The organism is Nocardia sp. No.11, from assembly GCF_038752175.1.
Taxonomy (GTDB): domain Bacteria; phylum Actinomycetota; class Actinomycetes; order Mycobacteriales; family Mycobacteriaceae; genus Nocardia; species Nocardia canadensis.
Map to the genome: position 1 here is coordinate 1 of NZ_JBCGFB010000068.1, position 19,801 is coordinate 19,801.

The 19,801-nt window shown below is 70.7% G+C and carries 21 protein-coding genes; 13 read left to right on the forward strand and 8 right to left on the reverse strand.

Annotation, left to right across the window (positions count from 1 at the left end):
- The 5 genes from V8688_RS19950 to V8688_RS19970 all read right to left on the reverse strand — a co-directional run.
- A partial coding sequence (locus V8688_RS19950) for an amidohydrolase family protein (RefSeq protein WP_342801441.1) occupies positions 1-1,360 on the reverse strand: 1,360 nt, incomplete at its 3' end.
- Positions 1,361-1,390: 30 nt separating this feature from the next.
- Positions 1,391-1,594, reverse strand: coding sequence for a hypothetical protein (locus V8688_RS19955; protein WP_218722328.1), 204 nt, complete (start codon positions 1,592-1,594; stop codon positions 1,391-1,393).
- 44 nt (positions 1,595-1,638) lie between these two features.
- Complete coding sequence (locus tag V8688_RS19960; protein ID WP_218722327.1) at positions 1,639-2,133, reverse strand: FxsA family protein; 495 nt, start codon at positions 2,131-2,133, stop codon at positions 1,639-1,641.
- A gap of 63 nt (positions 2,134-2,196) precedes the next feature.
- A complete protein-coding gene (locus V8688_RS19965; RefSeq protein ID WP_218722326.1) occupies positions 2,197-2,856 on the reverse strand; it encodes a response regulator transcription factor in 660 nt (219 codons plus the stop codon).
- 21 nt (positions 2,857-2,877) lie between these two features.
- Positions 2,878-4,050, reverse strand: coding sequence for a histidine kinase (locus V8688_RS19970; protein WP_342801442.1), 1,173 nt, complete (start codon positions 4,048-4,050; stop codon positions 2,878-2,880).
- A gap of 72 nt (positions 4,051-4,122) precedes the next feature.
- On the opposite strand from V8688_RS19970, the gene V8688_RS19975 reads away from it, so the two are divergent.
- Positions 4,123-4,890, forward strand: a complete 768-nt coding sequence (locus tag V8688_RS19975; protein WP_342801443.1) for a TSUP family transporter — start codon at positions 4,123-4,125, stop codon at positions 4,888-4,890.
- On the opposite strand, the gene V8688_RS19980 is transcribed toward V8688_RS19975, so the two are convergent.
- Positions 4,887-5,480, reverse strand: a complete 594-nt coding sequence (locus V8688_RS19980) for a TetR/AcrR family transcriptional regulator (protein WP_218722323.1) — start codon at positions 5,478-5,480, stop codon at positions 4,887-4,889. The two genes, V8688_RS19975 and V8688_RS19980, sit on opposite strands and share 4 nt — an antisense overlap.
- Positions 5,481-5,713: 233 nt before the next feature.
- Here V8688_RS19980 and V8688_RS19985 point away from each other — a divergent pair, with 233 nt between their 5' ends.
- The 7 genes from V8688_RS19985 (at position 5,714) to V8688_RS20015 (ending at position 14,259) form a co-directional block, all read left to right on the forward strand.
- Positions 5,714-7,243 carry a TldD/PmbA family protein gene (locus V8688_RS19985; protein ID WP_342801444.1) on the forward strand — a complete coding sequence of 510 codons (1,530 nt, stop codon included), beginning with the start codon at positions 5,714-5,716 and terminating at the stop codon, positions 7,241-7,243.
- 11 nt (positions 7,244-7,254) lie between these two features.
- Positions 7,255-8,634: a metallopeptidase TldD-related protein gene (locus V8688_RS19990; RefSeq protein WP_316575399.1), complete on the forward strand. Its 1,380-nt coding sequence runs from the start codon at positions 7,255-7,257 to the stop codon at positions 8,632-8,634.
- Positions 8,635-8,758: 124 nt separating this feature from the next.
- Entirely contained in the window at positions 8,759-9,301 is a 543-nt protein-coding gene (locus V8688_RS19995) for a DUF4365 domain-containing protein (protein WP_342801445.1), read from the forward strand.
- 4 nt (positions 9,302-9,305) lie between these two features.
- Entirely contained in the window at positions 9,306-10,427 is a 1,122-nt protein-coding gene (locus V8688_RS20000; protein WP_342801446.1) for a hypothetical protein, read from the forward strand.
- Between the two features lie 16 nt (positions 10,428-10,443).
- Positions 10,444-10,773, forward strand: a complete 330-nt coding sequence (locus V8688_RS20005; RefSeq protein ID WP_342801447.1) for a hypothetical protein — start codon at positions 10,444-10,446, stop codon at positions 10,771-10,773.
- Between the two features lies 1 nt (position 10,774).
- Positions 10,775-11,050, forward strand: a complete 276-nt coding sequence (locus V8688_RS20010) for a hypothetical protein (RefSeq protein WP_342801448.1) — start codon at positions 10,775-10,777, stop codon at positions 11,048-11,050.
- Positions 11,047-14,259 carry an AAA family ATPase gene (locus V8688_RS20015; protein WP_342801449.1) on the forward strand — a complete coding sequence of 1,071 codons (3,213 nt, stop codon included), beginning with the start codon at positions 11,047-11,049 and terminating at the stop codon, positions 14,257-14,259. Before V8688_RS20010 ends, V8688_RS20015 begins: the two co-directional genes overlap by 4 nt.
- Positions 14,260-14,324: 65 nt before the next feature.
- Here the strand turns inward: V8688_RS20015 and V8688_RS20020 are convergent, their stop codons facing one another.
- Positions 14,325-15,614 carry an acetyl-CoA C-acyltransferase gene (locus V8688_RS20020; RefSeq protein ID WP_316575125.1) on the reverse strand — a complete coding sequence of 430 codons (1,290 nt, stop codon included), beginning with the start codon at positions 15,612-15,614 and terminating at the stop codon, positions 14,325-14,327.
- Between the two features lie 76 nt (positions 15,615-15,690).
- The gene (locus V8688_RS20025; protein WP_218722320.1) at positions 15,691-16,071 is read right to left on the reverse strand and encodes a PPOX class F420-dependent oxidoreductase; all 381 of its coding nucleotides are present in this window, start codon (positions 16,069-16,071) and stop codon (positions 15,691-15,693) included.
- Positions 16,072-16,234: 163 nt separating this feature from the next.
- Between V8688_RS20025 and V8688_RS20030 the strand changes: the two genes are divergently transcribed.
- From V8688_RS20030 to V8688_RS20050, 5 genes are all read left to right on the forward strand, one after another.
- Positions 16,235-16,384: a glycosyltransferase gene (locus tag V8688_RS20030; RefSeq protein WP_218722319.1), complete on the forward strand. Its 150-nt coding sequence runs from the start codon at positions 16,235-16,237 to the stop codon at positions 16,382-16,384.
- An 82-nt stretch (positions 16,385-16,466) separates the two neighbouring features.
- Positions 16,467-17,222, forward strand: a complete 756-nt coding sequence (locus tag V8688_RS20035; RefSeq protein WP_316575128.1) for a glyoxalase — start codon at positions 16,467-16,469, stop codon at positions 17,220-17,222.
- Between the two features lie 9 nt (positions 17,223-17,231).
- Positions 17,232-18,209, forward strand: a complete 978-nt coding sequence (locus V8688_RS20040) for a hypothetical protein (RefSeq protein ID WP_342801450.1) — start codon at positions 17,232-17,234, stop codon at positions 18,207-18,209.
- A gap of 126 nt (positions 18,210-18,335) precedes the next feature.
- Positions 18,336-19,109, forward strand: coding sequence for a 2-phosphosulfolactate phosphatase (locus tag V8688_RS20045; protein WP_316575130.1), 774 nt, complete (start codon positions 18,336-18,338; stop codon positions 19,107-19,109).
- 70 nt (positions 19,110-19,179) lie between these two features.
- The gene (locus V8688_RS20050; RefSeq protein ID WP_218722315.1) at positions 19,180-19,782 is read left to right on the forward strand and encodes a TetR/AcrR family transcriptional regulator; all 603 of its coding nucleotides are present in this window, start codon (positions 19,180-19,182) and stop codon (positions 19,780-19,782) included.
- The last annotated feature ends 19 nt before the right edge of the window (positions 19,783-19,801 follow it).

The following is a 19,801-nucleotide window of genomic DNA, read 5'->3' on the forward strand; positions in this document are numbered from 1 at the left end:
GCCAGGCGCCCCGGGTGGCGGCCGCGAACGCGGCGCGCGGGGACAGCCCGTGGCCGGGCGTGCGGTGATGGACCGCCGCGCGCACCTGCTCCCACGGATTCAGCGTCGTGACCGGAGCGTCCGAGCCGATCGCCAGGGAGATGCCCGCCGCGGCCATCGCCGCGAAGGGGTTCAGCGTCGCGGCACGCTCGGCACCCAGCCGGGTGGCGTACATCCCGTCCGGTCCGCCCCACGCGGCGTCGAAACCCGGCTGCACGGACAGGATCACGCCCAGTGCCGCCAGCTGCTCGATCGCCGCGGCGTCGGTCATCTCGGCGTGTTCGACCCGGTGTCCGCGCGCGGCGAGCGCCGGTCCGCCGAGTTCGGCGGCGACCGTGGCGAATCCGGCGACCACGAGATCCATCGCGGCGTCACCGATGGCATGGAAGCCCGCCTGCACACCGGCCTCGGTGCAGGCGCGGATGTGCGCGGTGATCGTCTCGGCGTCGAGGAAGTTCTTGCCGCACCCGGTCGCGTCGGCGTAGTGCTCCCGCAGCAGCGCGGTGTGCGAGCCCAGCGAACCGTCCACGAACAGATCGCCGCCGAGCGCGGCGACCCCCAGTTCGTCGATCAGGGCGCGAGCCTGCGCCGCGTCACGCACCGCCTCGCCCCAGTACGCGCGCACCTCGACACCGTGCTCGAAGGCCAGCAGCTCGCGCACGTCCTCGCGGCCCGAGATGTCCGGGCCCGCGCATTCGTGCACGGCGACGATGCCGTGCGCGGCGGCGGCGTCGAGGGCGGCGGTGCGAGCCCGATCACGGTGCGCGCGACCGAGTTCCGCGAGGGCGACCGCGCGCACCCGATGGTGGGCGTCGGCGCGCACCGGCTCGCCGCGACGGTAGCCGTCGCCGAGATCGCCCGCCGCGTCGAGCAGCGCCGAGGAGGCCACGGCCGAGTGCGCGTCGACCCGGGCCAGGTACACGAGCCTGCCCGCGCCCGCGGCCTCGTCGAGTTCGGCGACCGTGGGCGGGCGCTGTTCGGGCCAGGCGGTGTCGTCCCAGCCCTCGCCGATGATCACGCCGTCGGGCTGGGCGATCGCGTACGCGCGCAGCGCGGCGAGCAACTCGCCCAGCGACGCGGTGCCGCTGACGTCGAGTCCGGCCAGCTGCAGGCCCAGCGCGGTGACGTGCACGTGCGGGTCGACGAACGCTGGCGCGACGAAGGCGCCGTCGAGCTCGACGATCTCCGCGTCGGGGTGCATCGCCCGGCCGGGCGCTTCGGCCCCCAGCCACACCACGGTGCCGTCGGTGACCGCCATCGCGGTCGCGTCCGGGGAGCTGGAACTGTAGAAACGACCGCCGATCAGCAACTGGGTACTCACGGTGTCCCAGTCTGCCGTATCGGCGAATCGTCAGGTCGGCAGGGACAGGACCGCGCGGACGTCGGCGTCGCACAGCCCCGCTGGAGTGTGTCCGCCCGCTTCGACGGCGATGAGTTCGAGTCGCCACGCGGCGACCGTGAAATCCGACATGGACTGTCCGGCAGCGGCACTCACCCTACGCACCGCGTCGGCCAGTTCCGCGCTCACCGTGACGGTGATCTGCTCGGTGGCCATCGGCACACTGTAGACCCTTCCCAGGCCGGGCGGGAATACTCGGCTCAGGCGGACCCGAGCGCGCGCGGCCCGGCGGAGTGCCCGTCGTCGTACCACTGCCCGACGACGACCCCGTCGACCACATCGCCGCTGTCGGCATCGACCACCATTCCGCGATACGGCGACGGCGCGAACGACGGCAGCGGACCGAAGCGCCGCGTCCCGAGCTTCTCCAGCACCGGCCGGATCAGCGCCCTGGTCGGCGGGAACAGCGCGAGCAGGCCGACGAGTCCGGTGACCAGGCCGGGCACGAACAGCAGCACCGAGCCGGTGGCCACCAGCAGCCCGTCCGCGACCGCGCTCTCGGCGGTGACCTCGCCGCGCGCGGCCCGGCGGAACCGGTCGAACACGCGCCTGCCCTGGGCGCCCAGCAGCAGCAAGCCGACACCGGACACCGCGATCAGCGCCAGCAGAGCCCAGCCGGCGCCGATCAGCTGGGCCAGGCCGACGAACGCGGCGATCTCGACGACGAGGTAGAGCACGAACAGCACGGCGGTCATGGCGATCCTTTCGGACGATCTACCCCCTCAACGCACGAGCGTCCGATTTTTCTCCCGGCCGCCTCAGCCACCCGGCCGCACGAGACCGGTCTCATAGGCCAGCACCACGGCCTGCACCCGGTCGCGCAGCCCGAGTTTGGTCAGCACGCGGCCCACGTGCGTCTTCACCGTGGCCTCCGACAGGAACAATGCCCCGGCGATCTCGGCGTTGGAGCGGCCCGCGGCGATCTGTTCGAGTACCTCGCGTTCGCGGGCGGTGAGCACGTCGAGTACACCCGGGTCGCGCAGTCCCGCCGGGTCCTCGGCGACGAGCCGGTCGAGCAGGCGTTTGGTGACCTTCGGGGAGACCACCGCGTCGCCCGCAGCGACACTGCGGATGGCGGAGATGAGGTCTTCGGGCGGGGTGTCCTTGAGCAGGAAGCCGCTCGCGCCGGCGCGCAGCGCGCCGAGGGCGTGTTCGTCGAGATCGAAGGTGGTCATCACGAGCACGCGGATGCCCTCGCCCGCGGCGACGATCCGGCCGGTGGCGGTGACCCCGTCGACGACCGGCATCCGCACGTCCATCAGGACCACGTCGGGCCGCAGCTCCCCCGCGCGCCGCACGGCCTCGTCGCCGTTGCCCGCCTCGCCGACGACCTCGATGTCCGGGTGCGCGCCGAGCACCATCTTCAGGCCCATCCGCATGAGTTCCTGATCGTCCACCACGAGCACGCTGATCGGCATTTCCCAACCATAGCGGGCGGATCAGTCGCCTTCGGCGCGCAGCGGGAGGGTGGCGAGGACCCGCCAGCGACCGTCGGCGGTCCGGCCCGCGGACAGGGTGCCGCCGAGCACCGCGACCCGTTCGCGCATGCCGACCAGGCCCATGCCCCCGCCCGGGATCTCGGTGGACGGCGCGTGCACGGGCAGGCCGCCGCTGTCGGTCACCTCGACCAGGATGTCGTCCTCGCGGCGCTGCACCCGCACGGTCGCCTTCGGGCTCGCCCCGGCGTGGCGCAGGGTGTTGGTGAGCGATTCCTGGACGATGCGGTGCACGCCCAGGCTGACCTCGGGGGTGATGTCGTCGAGTTCGCCGGTCAGTTCGAGATCGACGGCCAGACCGGCGTCGCGCATCAGCTCGGCCAGTTTCGCGATGCCCGCGCTGCCGTGCTGGGGCAGCAGTTCCGGCGCGTGCTCGGTGCGCAGCAGCGCCACGGTGCGGCGCAGTTCGCGCAGCGCGTCGCGGCCGGTGCCCGCGATGGTCGCGAGCGCGCGTTCGGCGGTGTCGGGGTCGTGGCGCAGGGCGTACTTCGCGCCGTCGGCCTGCACGATGATGACGCTCACCGCGTGCGCGACCACGTCGTGCAGTTCCCGGGCGATGCGGGTGCGTTCGGCGGCCACGGCCTCGTGGGCGCGGCGTTCCTTGTCGTAGTCGGCGACGGCGAGCCGGGCCGCGACCTCGGCGTCGTAGGCGTGGCGGGCGCCGTTGAACTCGGCCAGCGTCCAGCACAGCGCGTAGATCACACCGACGAGCGCCAGATCGCCGCCCTTGGGCTCGCGCAGGACCAGGACCGACAGGGCCAGGTCGGTCGCGAGGCAGCCGAGGTAGATGAGCCCGTCCCGCCTGCCGACATAGGCGACGAGGGTGTAGAGCAGCACACCGAGCCCGATCAGCGCGACGTGTCCGGAGGTGTCGTCGCCCGTCAGATATCCGACCAGGGTGCACAGCACCGAGAGCACGAACATCACCGCCGCCATCGCCCGCGGATAGACCCGGCGCAGGATCAGCGGCAACGGCAGGATCAGCGAAAAGACCAGGTAGGCGACCTTGTGGTGCTCGTCGCCGACGCCGCGCGCGTCGAGCACCCTGAGAAACAGCGCGAGGACGGAGTCGGCGACGATGGGTCGGCCGCGAAGCCACAAGCTGAACCGGCGCACCGGCCCAGCCTAATGGCCGGGTGCGGCCGGACCCGGTTGGCTTTCCGGGCGTGATCTTGATTGCCTGGTCCGGTGCAACTAGGAGACTGGACGGTCCTGCTGGTGGCCGGGGCCGCGGCGGGATGGGTCGACGCGGTGGTCGGCGGCGGCGGATTGATCATCCTGCCGACGCTGTTCCTGGTCGCGCCCGGCATCGCCCCGCAGACGGCGCTCGGCACCAACAAGCTGGCCGCGTTCTCCGGCACGGCGACCGCGGTGATCACCTTCGCGCGCCGGGTGCCGATGCAGTGGAAGGTGCTGATTCCGGGTGCGGTGATCGCCGCGATCACCGCGGCCTGCGGCGCGGCGGCGGTCTCGCTGATCGACCGCGAGCTGTTCATTCCCCTGGTCATGGTGGTGCTGCTCGGGGTGGCGCTGTTCGTCACGCTGCGACCTTCGATCGGCATGACCATGGCGACCCATCCGCCGACGCGCCGCAAGGTGATCCTGGTGGTGGCGCTGGCCGCCAGCCTGATCGGCCTCTACGACGGCCTGCTCGGGCCGGGCACCGGTACGTTCCTGATCATCACCTTCGCGACGCTGCTCGGCACCGAGTTCGTGCGGGCCGCGGCCATGGCGAAGGTGATCAACTGCGGATCGAATCTCGGCGCGCTGCTGTTCCTCGGTGCGACCGGGCACATCCTGTGGGGCCTCGGCGCGGGCATGGCGGTCGCGAATGTCGCGGGCGCGCTGGTCGGTTCGCGGATGGCGCTGGCCAAGGGCGCCGGTTTCGTGCGGATCGTACTGCTGGTCGTGGTCGTGGTGATGGTGATCCGGCTGGGCTGGCAGCAGTTCGGTTAGCGCGCCGGCTCGACCGGGGCAGAGGCGGCCAGCCACGGCTGCAGCACCCGCGAGGTGGTCTCGTGGATCTTGCGATGTAGTCGTTCGCCGTCGTCGATGCCGTGCTGGGGCTGCTGGAACAGCACCGTCAGCGCCCCCGAGACCGCGCCGACGACCGCACCGACCAGCGCCGCCGCGCCGACCTCGTCGAGCTCGTGCGGGAAGGCGCTGTGCAACTGGCGGGCGATCTCGCGCTGCGCGACGAGCTGAGCGTGCGCGGCCCGGCCGCTCACCGCGGGCACGGTGCGCGAGACCTGCGCGCGCAGCGCCGCGACCCGGGAGTTCAGATCGTCGGCGAGATGCTCGGCGGGGTTGTCGCCCGCGGCGCGCAGCGCGCGCAGCAACACCTCGACGGGTCGCTCCCCCGGCCGCCGGGTGGCGATCGCCGCGACGGCGGCGCGCACCCGTTCGTCGGGTTCGGGGAAGAGCAGTTCTTCCTTGCTCGCGAAGTAGTTGAAGAAGGTCCGGGTGCCGACCTCGGCCTCGGCCGCGATGTCGGCCACGGTCGTTTCCTCATAGCCTCTGGCCTCGAACAATCCGACGGCGGCCATAAGGATCGCACGACGGGTTCGTTCCCTTTTTCGATCGCGGAGGGCGGATGGCGGCACGGCGGGCACCCTACGGCATCGAGGGCCGTCGCGGCGGGAGGACCGGAATCAGCGCGTCATGGTTGTGACTGCCGGAACCGGGGTTTCGCGCACCCTGACACGAAAGGTGCCCTGGCAGTGGCGGCAATCCCGGGCACGGCTCCCGCCTGTCGGTGCCACCGGCTAGCGTAGGCCGGGTGACTACCGCGACTTCCGGAGAAGTGGACGAGGAGTTCCGCGCACTCGGCTTGCGCGCGCTGGCCGAGGCCGCGCTGTCGGCGGCCCGGGCGGCCGGTGCCGAGCATGCCGATCTGCGGGTGCAGCGACTGGTGACCCAGTCCATCCGCTTGCGCGACGGGCGGGTCGAGGCCGTCACCGACTCGACCGAACTCGGCCTGGCCGTACGCGTGATCGTCGACGGCACCTGGGGTTTCGCTTCCCACGCCGCGCTCACCCCCGACACCGCCGCCGAGGTGGCCCGGCGGGCGGTCACCGTCGCGACCACGCTGCGTTCGCTCAACCGGGAGCGGGTGGAACTCGCCGACGAGCCGCGCTACGCGGACGTGTCGTGGGTGTCGGCCTACGACCTCGACCCGTTCACGGTGCCGACGGCCGACAAAGTGGCACTGCTGCAGGACTATTCGGAGCGCCTCTCGGCCGCCGACGGCGTCGATCACGTGACCGCGTCGGTGCTGCAGGTCAAGGAGCAGGTCTTCTACGCCGACACGGCGGGCTCGTCGATCACCCAGCAGCGGGTGCGGCTGCATCCGCAGCTCGAGGCGATCACCGTCGACGCCGCCGCCGGGGTCTTCGAGACCATGCGCACCCTCGCCGCGCCCGCGGGCCGCGGCTGGGAATACGTCACCGGTGCCGACGGAACCTGGGACTGGGCGGGCGAACTCGCGCGAATCCCGGAGTGGCTCGCCGAGAAGGTGAAGGCGCCCAGCGTCGCCGCCGGTCCCACCGACCTCGTCATCGACCCGACCAACCTGTGGCTGACCATTCACGAGTCCATCGGCCACGCCACCGAGTACGACCGGGCCATCGGCTACGAATCCGCCTACGCGGGTACCTCGTTCGCCACCCCGGACAAGCTCGGCACGCTGCGCTACGGCACCCCGATCATGCACGTCACCGGAGACCGCACCCAGGTCAACGGCCTGGCCACGGTCGGCTACGACGACGACGGCGTGGCGGGCCAGCAGTGGGATCTGGTGCGTGGCGGCGTCCTGGTCGGCTACCAGCTCGACCGGGTGTTCGCCCCGCGCCTCGGCCTGGACCGGTCCAACGGCTGCTCCTACGCCGATTCGCCGCACCACGTGCCGATCCAGCGGATGGCGAACGTCTCGCTGCAGCCGGATCCGGAGCGCGACACGACGACCGCGGAGTTGATCTCGCGGGTCTCCGACGGTATCTACATCGTCGGCGACAAGTCGTGGTCGATCGACATGCAGCGCTACAACTTCCAGTTCACCGGGCAGCGGTTCTTCCGGATTCGCAACGGGGAGCTGGCCGGCCAGCTGCGCGATGTCGCCTACCAGGCGACGACCACCGATTTCTGGGGTGCGATGGAGGCGGTCGGCGGGCCGAGCACCTGGCAGCTCGGCGGCGCGTTCAACTGCGGCAAGGCCCAGCCCGGTCAGGTGGCGGCCGTGAGCCATGGCTGCCCGTCGGTGCTGGTGCGCGGGGTCAACATTCTCAATACCCGGACGGAGGGTGGCCAGTGAGTGCATCGGGTGTGTTCCCCGCGGGCGCGGTGGTCGAGCGCGCGCTGGCTGCGTCGAAGGCCGACGAGGCGATCGTGATCGTCACCGACGCGCACGAGGCGTCGCTGCGCTGGGCGGGCAACTCGATGACCACCAACGGGTCGTCGGTGTCACGCGACTGGGCGGTGATCTCGGTGTTCCGGGACGGCCCGAACGCCGCCCGCGTCGGCAGCATCAGCTCCACCAGTGTCGATCCGGCCGAGATCGAGGCCGTGGTGCGCGCCAGCGAGGAGGCCGCTCGCACGGCGACCCCGGCCCGCGACGCGATGCCGCTGCTCGAACCCACGGTCGACGACACCGCCACGTGGGACCACGCGCCCGGCGCCACCGAGATCGACGTGTTCGCCGGTCTCGCCCGCGACCTGTCAACCGGTTTCGACGGTACCGACCGGCTCTACGGTTTCGCCCATCACCAGCTGCACACCACCTGGCTGGGCACCTCCACCGGCATCCGCCGCCGGTTCAGCCAGCCCACCGGCTCGGTCGAGATCAACGGAAAGCGCGGCGAGGGCGCCGATCTGGCCAGCGCCTGGGTGGGTGTCGGCACCGCCGACTTCACCGATGTCGACACGCCCGGCCTGCTGGCCGAGCTGTCGCGGCGGCTGGACTGGTCGGCCACCCGCGTCGACCTGCCCGCGGGCCGCTACGAGACGCTGCTGCCGCCGTCGGCGGTGGCCGACCTGATGATCTACCTCGCCTGGACGATGGAGGGCCGCGGCGCGCACGAGGGCCACACCGCGTTCTCCCGCGCGGGCGGCACCCGGATCGGTGAGCGGCTCAGCGACATTCCGCTGACCCTCTACTCCGACCCGAACGCGAGCGGCCTGGAATACCGCCCCTTCGTGGCGACCCCGTCGTCGTCGGAGTCGCTGTCGGTGTTCGACAACGGCCTGTCCGCCCAGCGCGTCGACTGGATCGGCGCCGGCGTCATCGAATCACTGGTCTACCCTCGGGCCACCGCCGCCGAATTCTCCGCTCCCGCCACCGTTCCCGGCGAGAACTTGCTTCTCACCGGCGGCTCCGACGCCTCCCTCGACGACATGATCGCCCGCACCGAACGCGGCCTCCTGCTGACCTGCCTCTGGTACATCCGCGAGGTCGACCCGGCCACTCTCCTGCTCACCGGCCTCACCCGCGACGGCGTCTACCTCGTCGAAGACGGCCGGGTCACGGCCGCCGTCAACAACTTCCGCTTCAACGAGAGCCCCCTGGACCTGCTGCGGCGCATCACCGAAGCCGGCGCCACCGAGATCACCCTCCCCCGCGAATGGAAGGACTGGTTCACCCGCACCGCCATGCCGCCCCTGCGCATCCCCGACTTCCACATGTCCTCGGTGAGCCAGGCGACCTGATCGCTCCCTCGTTGGCCGCCTGCCAATTCTGCTGTCGGTCAACGGTTCTCGAGACTTCGCCGGGTCCGCCGGAAAGCGGGAACCACCAGCCGGCAAACGGCTAGAGTGTCGTCGTCGACGGCGGATGCCGGGGGGCGCGGCGAGGGGAAACGGGTTGGACGCGGGGAATCACCAAGGCAACTTCGGTGAAGACTATGTGCGTGTGCTCGCCTCTGCCGCTGGGCTGGTGTGGTCGCAGGACAACACCGACCTGGACGGCGTGGATCTGAGTCTCAAGATGCCGGGGCGGACGCCGGTCGGCTTCTCGCCGCGGATCGAAGTCCAGGTCAAAACGATCGCCAAGCCCGCAGTTCGGCACGGGATCCTCAACTACGACCGCCTCGACCGTCGCAAGTACGACAAACTGGCAGGCACCGAGTTCCAGGTGCCGCGCTACCTGTTCGTCGTCCATGTTCCTACCCGCACCGAGGGCTACACCGACCTCAGCACCGCAGGCCTGCTGCTGCGCCACATCGGGTACTACCTGTCGCTGCGCGACCATCCCCCGTTGTCCGCCGACGATCCGCGGGGTCATATCCGGGTGAAGATTCCGGTGAGCAATGTCCTCACGGTGACGAGCCTGCGCGCGCTCGTCCTCGACACCCCTGTCCCGACGAGCGGTAGGTGACCCGATGATCCGGCCCGCTCCTCCCGTCACCGACGTCGTCGACTACCTGCGCGACCATGGCTGGACCGTCACCGGCCGGTGGCGTGCCGCGCAGGTCTGGAGCCGCGGCGAGTACGACGTGCTGGTCCCGCCGTCGGACACCCTGGCCGACACCGCGATCCGGCTGCGCGAACTGATCCGCTGCGTCGCCGAAGCCGAGGGCCTGCCGGAACGCACGATCTTGCGCGATATCACCGAACCGGACCTCGACATCGTCACCTACCGCCGAGCCGACGACACGGACCCGACTGTGCCACTGTCGGACGGTGCGCGGGCGGTGACCGCGCTGCGCGATCTCGTCACTCAGAGCGCCTTCGCGGAGGTGACCGACGCACCGTGGCGCACGCCGGATGCGATTCCGACGCATGTGCGCTGGCTACTACGGGACACCCGGCTCACCCCGTGTACCGGCCCGTTCGGATTCGAGGTCGCGATCCCCGCCGATCACGAACGTTCCCTCGGCCGCCGCACTGCGGCCCGGCTGCTGCGCACCGCCGCGGTCGTCGGGACCGCCGCACGCTCGGAGAACAGATTCGCCGTCGCGGAGTTACTCCGGCACGACCTGAGCGAAGCAGCGGGCGGCGCGCTCGCGGACCTGGCCGGCGAGGACGACGACGCGGCTTTTGCCCTGGATTTCCGCTGGTCACGATCGGCGCCGCGCCCCGACGAGTCGGTGGCATTTCCCGCCGGGATCGGCCCGGCCCTCCGGGAGGGCTTCGCCGCCGCCGAGCGCGAACCGTTGGTCGGTGCCCCCGTCGATCCGCTGCCGCTGATCGCGGCGCAGCCACCCGCCGAGGAGGGTGCCGTCGAAGGCCCCGTCATCGGTCTGTCCGACGACGAGCACGGCGACCGCTGGGTGGTCCGGATACGCGGCGTCCTCCGGACCGACGGCATGACAGCCGGACGCACCCGCGCGATCACCGTCCGGCTGGCCGACGAACGGGACTATCACGCCGCTCTCGCCGCGCATCGGGGCGGACAGCTCGTCCGTGCGCGTGGCGTGGTCGTCGACACCGGCCGCACTCGCGAGATCACCGCCGCAGCGCGGGGATTCACCGTGCTCGACCCACCTCCGACCCTCCAGTGAAGGACACCGAACACCGATGACCGACGACCGATTGACCGCGACCCAGCGCTTCGTCCTGCTGGTGCTGATGGCCGAGGCGCGCGAACTCACCAACGCCGAACTCTCGGCCGTCGCTGGTATCAAACTCGACGGCAAGCCGCGCCAGCAGCTCAACGATCTCGGACTGGTCGACAGCACCCGGGTCGGCCGCGCCTACGTGCACGAATTGACCGATCGTGGCGCGGTATGGTGCGCGCAGGAGCTCACCGCAGCTCGTCCGGCGCTCCGGCGGAGCGGGTGGCACCCTCTACGCCGTGCTCGCAGGCCTGCGCCGACATCTCGACGAGTCGGGCAACACCCTCGCTGAGGTGTTCCGGCCGAATGTCACCGGTCAGGTGGAGTCCGCTTACACCGAGTTGTCGCGAGGCAAAGGCACACCGGTGCGACTGGCGAGCCTGCGCGATCGGCTCGACGGGATGCCGGCAGACGAGTTCGACCGGGCACTGGCACTGCTCTCTCGCCGTGAAGGCGTGCACGTCCGGTCCGAAGCCGACCAGAAGACGCTCACCGCCGAGGACGCCGATGCCGCCGTCGTCCTGGCGGGCACGGCCCGACATCTGCTCACGATCGAGGAGCCACGATGAACGACGAGCACCACCACGCGCTCGCCTCGATCCAGTTCAGCAGTGTCCTGAGTCCTGACGAGATATGGGGACCGCTCAACCATCACGTCGACGGCCTGCACCCACGGGCCGTCCAGGCGATCACCCGCGCGGTCGACAACGCAGTGCGCCGGTCGACCGGATCCCCGACCGGGCTGGTACTCAGCGGCGAGAAGGGCGTCGGCAAGACGCACATGTTGGGCTGGTTGCGTCAGCACGTGCACGAGCGCGGCGGCTGGTTCTTCATGCCGAAGCTCGTCGACGGCATGTCGTTCTGGGCAGGCGCGGTGCACGGCATCGTGAACCGGCTACTCGGGTCCGAAAGCGGACAGCTGCGCCCCATGCTCGACGCACTCGCCCACCGCGCCGGATGCGGGCCGGAACTGCGGATGCGCCTGTGCGGCTTGCTCGAGGTCAGCCGCGCCGATCTCGACACCTTCCTCGAACAGATCGCGGACCTCGACGAACAGGTCGCGGTCGACTGCGCGGATACCCTGCGGGCACTGGTGCTCTATCGCAGCCGCGGCCGCTCGCGGGATATCGGGCATGCGTACCTGGTCCTGGACGAGGGCATCGATCCGGACGAGGTGGACGCGTGGGGGTTCGGCCACGGCCACCGCGACCCGCAGCTGAAGTTCGGCGATCTGACCCGGCTGTTCGCCCTCACCGGACCGGTCGTGCTGGCGATCGATCAGATCGACACCGTGATCGCCCAATCCGCCGACACCGACGCGGATCTGCTGGCCAACCGGCTTGCCGACGCGCTGGTCAGGATGCGTGAGGAAACCACGCGCACGCTTATCGTGGTGGCCTGCATTCCGCGTTCATGGGAGCTGCTGGCGACTCGCTCGGTGAACTCGACGGCAGACCGATTCACGGTGCTCGAGTTGTCGACCGCCATGCCCGGCGCCACGGTCGCCGCGGCGATCGTCGAACGCCATCTCGGTGGTTTGTACGGCGAGATCGGTTTCGTGCCGCCCTATCCCACCTGGCCCGTGCTGCCGAGCGCGTTCGACCGCACCGAGGTCTTCGGGTTCACCCCGCGCCGGTTGTTGCAACGCGTGGAGGAGCACGTTCGCCAGTGCCTCGACGCCAATACAGCGACCGAAATGACCGAATTCGTCACGACCGCAGCCGATCCGGTCAGGCCGCCGAGCCTTCCCACGCCGAATGAACTCGCCGTCTTCGACGAACGCTTCGCCGAAGCCAGAGCTGCGGTCGACGTCGCGGCCCCACTGGATCCCGACCGCGAAGACGCCCTGATGTACCCGCTGCTGTACGCGGCACTGCGCAGCTATGTGCTCGAGCAGAACGGCCGAGGTGCTGCCCTGAATGTCGACACCGCGTCCGGTGTCACCTCCGCGTTGCATGCGCGCCTGCGCCGGACCATCGACGAGGCAACCGAAGACGAGGAGCATTGGAGTTTCCGCGCGATCGCCCACCCGCACCCGCGGGCGGTGCAGACCCGGCTGCGCTCCGCCGTGCTGGAGGCCGGGATCACGCCGGGAAGTACCCGACGACGTCTGGTCGTCTTGCGCAATACTCCGTTCTCCCGTGGTCCGGTGACGGTCGCGCAGCTTGCCGACCTGGAGGCCGCGCACGGCGTGGCGGTGCCGATTTCCGAAGACGATCTCCGAACATTCTCGGCGCTGGAATCAATGCTCGCAGACGGGCAGCCGGGCTTCCTGCCGTGGCTGCAACACCGACGGCCGGCAAGCAATTCGCCGCTGCTCACTCGGATCTTGCCGGGCGTCGGCGACAGCGGGCCGACCACGGCTGTCGCCGACCCACCCAGCGGCCCGACCGTCGGCGACCCGTTGCCACCGACGCCAGACGATTCAGCCCTCGGTGAATCGACGCCGGGCGATATCGACCCCGACGATCACGCAGTGGACCGTCCGGCGGACGGCGACCCTCCCGCCGGATCGGTCGACCGACCCGAGTTCCCGCGTGAATTGCCTCCCGCTGATGTGCCCGCTGTGTACCTGGGCCGAGACACACTCAGCAGCAGAGACTTCCGTATCCCCTTGCTCCTACTTCGCAAGCACACCGCGATCTTCGCGGGCTCCGGTTCCGGCAAGACCGTCTTGTTGCGCCGGCTCGTCGAAGAGGCCGCCCTGCACGGCGTGTCGTCGATCCTCATCGATACCAACAACGACCTGGCCCGGTTGGGCGATGCGTGGCCGTCGCCGCCGATCACCTGGGAGACGGGCGATCGCGACCGGGCACAGCGCTACCTGGACGACACCGACGTGGTGGTCTGGACGCCGCGCCGTGAAGCCGGGCGCCCACTCGCCCTGAACCCGCTTCCCGATTTCAGTGTGGTGCGTGAGGATCCGGACGAATTCCGCACCTCCATCGACGCTTCGGTCGCCGGACTCGTTCCGCGCGCCGGCCTCACGCCACGCAAGGAGGCGACCGGACGGGCGGTGCTCACCGAAGCGATGACACATTTCGCTCGCGGCAGTGGCAACGATCTGGGCGAATTCGTCACCTTGCTGGCAGCGCTGCCCGACGGGGTGAGCACGATCAGAAACGCGACAGCTCTGGCGGAGAGCATGGCCGAGGAACTCAAGGCCGCGATGATCAACGACCCGCTTTTCGGCGGAGTCGGCGAGCATCTCGATCCCGGCCTGCTGTTCACCCCGGCTGCGGGCAAGCGGGCCCGGGTGTCGGTGATCAGCTGCATCGGCCTCCCGACCGACGCCCAACGGCAGACGTTCGTCAATCAGTTGCAGCTGGCGCTGTTCGCGTGGATCAAGCGCAATCCGGCCGGCGATCGGCCGCTGGGTGGGCTACTGGTGCTCGACGAGGCGCAGACGTTCGTCCCGTCGCGCGGCACCACCGCATCGTCGGAGAGCACGCTCAAGCTCGCGACACAGGCCCGCAAGTACGGACTCGGCATGGTCTACGCGACACAGGCGCCCAAAGCCCTGCACAATCTCGTCACGGGTAACGCCGCGACGCAACTGATCGGCCTGCTCAACGCGTCGATCCAGATCCAGGCGGCCACCGAGCTCGCTCGGGCGAAAGGCGGTCGGGTGGAGGACATCTCGCGTCTGCCCGCAGGCCGGTTCTACGGCGCCACCGAAGGGACCGGGTTCGGGAAGATCCAGGTCCCGATGTGCCTGAGTCACCATCCGAACAGCGCGCTGACCGAAGACGAGATTCTGGAGCGAGCACGACGGTGACCTGACCATCCGCTACCCCCGCTCGACGGACAGGTGACCGACAGACGATCACCTGCCCGTCGGGCTCACACGCGTTCGAGGACGGCGGACGCGCCGATGCCGCCGGCGGCGCAGATGCCGAGCAGGGCGGTCTGTTTGCCGGTGCGGGCCAGTTCGTTGGCCATGGTGGTGACCATGCGGGCGCCGGTGGCGCCGAAGGGGTGGCCCAGGGAGATGGAGCCGCCGTGGACGTTGAGTTTGTCGATGTCCACGGTGCCGACCGGCTCGTCGCGGTCGAGACGCGACTTGGCCCAGTCGGGGCTTTCCAGCATGCGCAGGACCGAGAGGGTCTGGGCGGCGAAGGCCTCGTGGATGTCGACGAGGTCGATGTCGGCCAGGGTCATGCCCGCCTTGTCGAGGGCGCGTGGCATGGAGATCGCGGGGCCGATGAGGACCTGGTCGGCGGGGTCGACACTGACGAAACTCCAGGAGCGCAGGGCCGCCAGCGGGGTGAAGCCGAGGGCGCGGGCCTTCTCCTCGCTCATGAGCAGCACCGCAGAGGCGCCGTCGGTGAGCGGGCTGGCATTGCCCGCGGTGACCGTGCCGCCCTTGGCGAACACCGGCTGCAGTGTCGCGAGTTTGTCGACGCTGGTGTTCGCGCGGACCAGGCCGTCGGTCTCGATCCGCGTGCCCGACGGGGTGGTCACCGGGACCACTTCGTCGTCGAAGCGGCCCGAGGCGATGGCGGCCGCGGCGCGGTGGTGCGAGCGGGCGGCGAACTCGTCCTGGTCGGCGCGGGAGATGCCGTTGATCCTGGCCATCTTCTCGGCGGACTCGCCCATCACCTCGCCGGTGGTGCGCTCGGAGATCTTGGGCTGACGCGGCAGGATGTCGGTGAACGGCGCGAGCTGACGGACCACGTCGAGGTAGTCCTTGGGCTTCGGCTTGCCCAGCGCCACCGGCGCGACGGCGTGCACGACCTTCTGCGGAAGCTTGATCTCGGCATTGCTGGTGGAGTCGCTGCCACCGGCGATCATGATGTCGTACTCGCCGCGTTCGATGGCCGCGGCCGCCGAGGTGACCGCCTGCAGACCCGACGCGCACGCCCTGGTCACCGTGTAGCCCTCGCACCCGAAGTCCAGTTCCAGGTCGAGTGCCACTTCACGGGCGATGTTGGGCGCGTGGCTCGGCAGCACCACCCCGCCCCACACGATCGACTGGATCTCCCCCGGCGCGATCCCGGTGCGCTCGATCAGTCCGCGCACAGCGGCGCCGGCCAGGGCGATGCTGTCGAGGCGGGTGAAATCGGTGAACGCGCGCACGAACGGCGTGCGCGCGCCCGCGACGACGACGGCGCGGGTGCGTTTGTCGGCCATGTGAGTCCCTTCGGAGGTTCCGCTGAGCCCACGTTATCCGATACCCGGGGTACTGGGTACTGCTTCGGCCGATCTGTCAGGCGGGCGTGATCTCGATGCCGATGGTGCCAGCCTTGCCCCGGCGCAGGTTGCTGGCGAGGATGACCAGCGGGCCGGTCAGCCAGTACTTGCGGCGCAGCCAGGAGCGCACCTGCTCGGTCTCGGCGGCGTCGAGGATGCGGGCGGTGCCGGTGACGACGTCGCCGTGCGCCTTGCCGCGCGCGTCGCACGGCTGCAGGGTCACGTCGGGATTGCGGCGGATCCGCTTCACTTTCCAGCTGTCGGTGACGGTCCACACGAACAGTTTGTCCTCGCGGGCGACGGCCCACACGGCGGTGCCCACCGGGGTGCCGTCCTTGCGGAACGTGGTGAGGAGAACGAAGTTCGCGGTCTGCAGCTCGCCGAGGCGGTTGGTCATGCCCGCAGCCTAGTGACATCCGCCGCGCACGGCAGCGGCCACCGCGTTCCCCGTCATCGTCAACCGGCCGACGAGGATCGCCGCAGGTGCGGCCAGAGGGTACGCAACCGCGGTTCGCGCGCCGAGATCCGGACGCGGGACGGGGTGTGACACGCGGGTTCTCGTGTCGACGATCACGCCGCGCGGTGCGGTGCAGCCGCTACTCGCCCTCGCGGTGCGGCTGCGCACGCAGGGGCACGAGGTGCTGGTGTGCGCCCTGGCGAATGTCCTCCGATCCGGTGTGCCGCGCGGCTCGCCGCCGAGCGGCCGCTGAGCGCGGCCGACGAGTTATGGGCGGTTTCGCGCGACTGTTCCTAACCTCGGATCCGACCGACCCGTTCTCCGGAAGGATCCCGATGTCCGATACCGCCGTGCCGATGCTGTGGAGTGGCGATCTGCCGAGCACCTTGGCGTTCTATCAGGCGCTCGGTTACACCGTCACCTACGAACAGTCCAGGCCTTATGTCTATGGCGCGGTCGAAGGCCACGGGTGCGCACTGCATTTCGCGCCCGCGCCGCCCGGGGTCGAGCTGCCCACCGAACACGTGGGGGCGCTGGTGATGGTCGACGATGTCGCCGCCCGCCACGCCGACTTCACCACGGCGCTGCGGGCCCACTACGGCAAGATCCCCGCCAAGGGGGTGCCCCGGATCACCCGGTTCCGGCCGGGACAGTCCCGGTTCTCCCTCGTCGATCCTGTCGGGAACACCCTGCTGGTGATCCAGCGCGACGAGCCGATGGACGTCGAGTACGGCGGCTCGCGGGCGCTGACCGGGCTGGCCAGGGTCCTCGACAATGCCCGCATCCTGCGCGATTTCAAGAACGACGACAAGGCGGCCGCCCGGGTCCTGGAAACCGGTCTGCGCCGGTTCGCCACGGCCGCGTCGGCTCCCGAGCGGGCCCGCACCTTCGCCGCGCTGGCCGAGATCGCGGTCGCGACCGAGGAACCCGAACGGCTCGCGCACTGGCGGGCGGAGCTGGACGCCGTCGAGTTGACCACCGAGGAGCACGCGGCCCTGTCCGCCGACACCGCCGCCTCCGCGGTGCTCGCCACCTGGCTGACCACCACCGCACCCGGCCGCGGCGGGGCGGCGCGGCCGGGCGACGGTTAGGCTACGGCCATGGATCGACGCTCCGGGACGCGCTATATCCGTTGTCTGGCAACCGCACTCGCCGCAGTGGCGGTCACCGGGATCGGGCCGGTGGGACAGGCGCAGGCCGGGGCCGGATGCGGGGCCACGTGGCAGGTCGAGATCTTGGCCGCCGACCTCGGTGGCCTGGAGAACCTGGAGTACGACGGCGCGGGCGGCTTCTACGTCACCGGGATCGTGCGTGGCGAGCTGCGCCACGTCGACGCCGACGGCCGCGTCAGCACGCTGCTCACCGGGCTGGACAATCCCGCCGGTCTGCGCCGCTCGGGTGCGGACCTCTACTTCCTCACCGGCGACGGCACCACCCCCGGCGGCGGTGGCACCCTGCGGCGACTGCACCTCCCGACCGGGGAGGTCACCGTGCTGTTGCCGGATCTGGTCCAACCCAACGGCCTGCTCCTGCTCCCCGACGGCGACCTGCTGCTGTCCCAGCTGTCGATCCCGTGGCCGCCGGTCGGCATCAGCCGATATCGCCCCGCCACCGGCGAATTCACCCTCGGCTGGTCCCCGGTGCCCCGCCCCAACGGCCTCGCCCTCACCGCCGACCACCGGGCCGTCCTCACCGAGGACGTCGCCACCTCCCAGATCCTGCGCGTGCCCCTCGACGCCCCCGATCGCCCGACCCCGATCGCCTCGATCCCCGACGGCCTGTTGCCCGGCCTCGACGACCTCGACACCACCGCGAGCGGACTGGCGTTCGTCGCCGGCGACTACTCCGGCAGCGTCTACCAGGTCGACACCGCCACCGGTCAATGGTGCACCCTCGCCACCGGCTGGACCACACCCCCGACCAGTCCCCTCCCCGCCCCGCCCCCGATCGGGCCCACCTCCGCCCGCCTCGCCCCCGACGGCTCCGCCTGGTCCCTCTACGTCACCAGCATCGACGGCACCCTCCGCCGCCTCCGTCCACCCCCCGACCTCGACCTGACCCCGGCCCTCATTCCCTGACTCGACCGCTGTCCCGCGGACTCTCCCCGCACCGCCGCGAGATCCGGGGGCGAGCGGAAGGCTGGAGTCACGCGGGTTCGTGTGGTGGACTGGGCGATTCGTCGGTCGAGTCGAGGAGGGGCTGGGGTGTATTCGGCGCCGGAGTGGTCGCGGCAGCGCGGGTTCGGGATCAGCGTGGAGTGGGGTAGAACCGGAGCGGCGGCGATCGGGCCGGGGGCGGCGGTGGTGGTGGTGATCGACGTGTTGTCGTTCACCACCTCGGTGTCGGTGGCGACCGGGGCGGGGACGGCGGTGTTCCCGTATCGGTGGCGGGACGCGTCGGCACAGGAGTTCGCGGATCGGCACGGTGCGGCGCTGGCCGTCGGGCGACGTGCGGCGGATCGGGAGCGGCCGTGGTCCCTGTCGCCCGCGGCGATCCGGCGGGCACCGTTCACCGAACGGCTGGTGCTGCCTTCGCCGAACGGGTCGGCCATCGCGGCCACCGTCGAGGGCGGCGCGGTCGTCGCGGCCTGCCTGCGCAACTCTCGGGCCGTGGCCGACTGGCTGATCGCCCAGGGGTGGGGTACGACCGAGCAGCCGATCGCGATCGTCGCGGCGGGTGAGCAGTGGCCCGGCAGCGAGGCGCTGCGTCCCGCGCTGGAGGACTGGCTCGGTGCGGGCGCGCTGGTCGCCGCACTCCTCGACCGGGGTGCCACCGCTCCGTCGCCCGAGGCGCGGTCGGCGGCAACCACTTTCGCGGGCACACCGGACGTGCCCGCGTCGATCGCGTCCAGCGCCTCGGGCCATGAGCTCGCGTCGATCGGGTTCGCCGCCGATGTCGCGATCGCGATCGATCTCGACGCCGATTCCACCGTGCCGGTCCTCGTCGACGGCGCGTTCACCGATCACTCCCCCACCTGAGCACGCGCCACCGGGTTCGGCCCGGTGTGCGCCGACGGGCCGCCGCGCACCGGGCCGATACGCTCGCGGAGTGACTCGGGGACAACAAGGCGGCCGGGCGGCCCAGGCGGAAGCGCGACGGGCGGCCATCATCGACGCCGCGACCACCCTCATCGCCGAGCGCGGCTATCAGGGCACCTCGCTGGCCGCGGTGGCCGATCGCGTCGGTCTCACCCCCGCGGGCGTCCTGCACTACTTCCCCAGCAAGGACGCCCTGCTGAGCGGCGTCCTCGAAGCGCGCGACCGCTGGGATTTCGCGGCGTTCGTCGGCCGGCTGACCGACGCGCGACTGACCCACCTCGAGCAGATCGTGGAATACAACGCCGAACGTCCGGACCTGGTCCAGGCTTTCACAGTCCTGGCAGGCGAGTCCGTCACCGAGGACCATCCGGCGCGCGAGTTCTTCACCGAGCGCTACGCCAAGGCTCGCGCCGACTTCGCCGCGCTGCTGCGCGCCGAATTCGGCGACCACCTCCCCGGCGGCCTCACCCCGGAACGGGCGGCGCCGCTGCTGCTCGCGGTGATGGACGGATTGCAGGTCCAATGGCTGCTGGCCAGGGACGATATCGACCTGGCGGCCGCCTGTCGGGACTTCGTCTCGCTGCTTTCACCCACTCAGCGGGAGCAAACATAACGTTTGCATAACTTCACCA

What these genes read in the sequence shown, in the direction of transcription:
- V8688_RS20005 (WP_342801447.1), top strand. Translation starts at nt 10,444, where the DNA reads ATGACCGACGACCGATTGACCGCGACCCAGCGCTTCGTCCTGCTGGTG.
- V8688_RS19965 (WP_218722326.1), bottom strand. Translation starts at nt 2,856, where the DNA reads ATGCCGATCAGCGTGCTCGTGGTGGACGATCAGGAACTCATGCGGATG.
- V8688_RS20015 (WP_342801449.1), top strand. Translation starts at nt 11,047, where the DNA reads ATGAACGACGAGCACCACCACGCGCTCGCCTCGATCCAGTTCAGCAGT.
- V8688_RS19960 (WP_218722327.1), bottom strand. Translation starts at nt 2,133, where the DNA reads ATGACCGCCGTGCTGTTCGTGCTCTACCTCGTCGTCGAGATCGCCGCG.
- V8688_RS20025 (WP_218722320.1), bottom strand. Translation starts at nt 16,071, where the DNA reads ATGACCAACCGCCTCGGCGAGCTGCAGACCGCGAACTTCGTTCTCCTC.
- V8688_RS19980 (WP_218722323.1), bottom strand. Translation starts at nt 5,480, where the DNA reads ATGGCCGCCGTCGGATTGTTCGAGGCCAGAGGCTATGAGGAAACGACC.
- V8688_RS20020 (WP_316575125.1), bottom strand. Translation starts at nt 15,614, where the DNA reads ATGGCCGACAAACGCACCCGCGCCGTCGTCGTCGCGGGCGCGCGCACG.
- V8688_RS20040 (WP_342801450.1), top strand. Translation starts at nt 17,232, where the DNA reads ATGGATCGACGCTCCGGGACGCGCTATATCCGTTGTCTGGCAACCGCA.
- V8688_RS20035 (WP_316575128.1), top strand. Translation starts at nt 16,467, where the DNA reads ATGTCCGATACCGCCGTGCCGATGCTGTGGAGTGGCGATCTGCCGAGC.
- V8688_RS19955 (WP_218722328.1), bottom strand. Translation starts at nt 1,594, where the DNA reads ATGGCCACCGAGCAGATCACCGTCACGGTGAGCGCGGAACTGGCCGAC.
- V8688_RS19995 (WP_342801445.1), top strand. Translation starts at nt 8,759, where the DNA reads ATGCCGGGGGGCGCGGCGAGGGGAAACGGGTTGGACGCGGGGAATCAC.
- V8688_RS20000 (WP_342801446.1), top strand. Translation starts at nt 9,306, where the DNA reads ATGATCCGGCCCGCTCCTCCCGTCACCGACGTCGTCGACTACCTGCGC.